Annotated in this window: 1 rRNA gene; it reads right to left on the reverse strand. The window is 50.5% G+C overall.

Annotated elements, in window-relative coordinates:
- A 23S ribosomal RNA gene (locus ACAN52_RS21965) occupies window positions 1-569 on the reverse strand; the annotation flags it as partial.

Genomic DNA, 569 nt, shown 5'->3' on the forward strand with positions numbered 1-569 from the left:
AGCTTCCTTCTGCCTTTGCACTCTTCGCGCGATTTCTAACCGCGCTGAGGAAACCTTTGAGCGCCTCCGTTACATTTTCGGAGGCGACCGCCCCAGTCAAACTGCCCACCTGACACTGTCCTTAGCTGTGTTAAAGCTCAAGTTAGAATTCCAGTAAATAAAGGGTGGTATCCCAACAATGACTCCATGCATACTAGCGTACACACTTCGCAGTCTCCCACCTATCCTGTACATCATTTACCAAAACTCAATGTCAGGCTACAGTAAAGCTCCATGGGGTCTTTCTGTCCAGTCGCGGGTAACCTGCATCTTCACAGGTATTTCAATTTCACCGGGTCCCTCGTTGAGACAGTGCCCNCAGTAAAGCTCCATGGGGTCTTTCTGTCCAGTCGCGGGTAACCTGCATCTTCACAGGTATTTCAATTTCACCGGGTCCCTCGTTGAGACAGTGCCCAAGTCGTTACACCTTTCGTGCGGGTCGGAACTTACCCGACAAGGAATTTCGCTACCTTAGGACCGTTATAGTTACGGCCGCCGTTTACTGGGGCTTCAGTTCACACCTTCGAATT

This window comes from Pelosinus sp. sgz500959 (assembly GCF_042610375.1).
Lineage (GTDB): Bacteria > Bacillota > Negativicutes > DSM-13327 > DSM-13327 > CTSoil-075.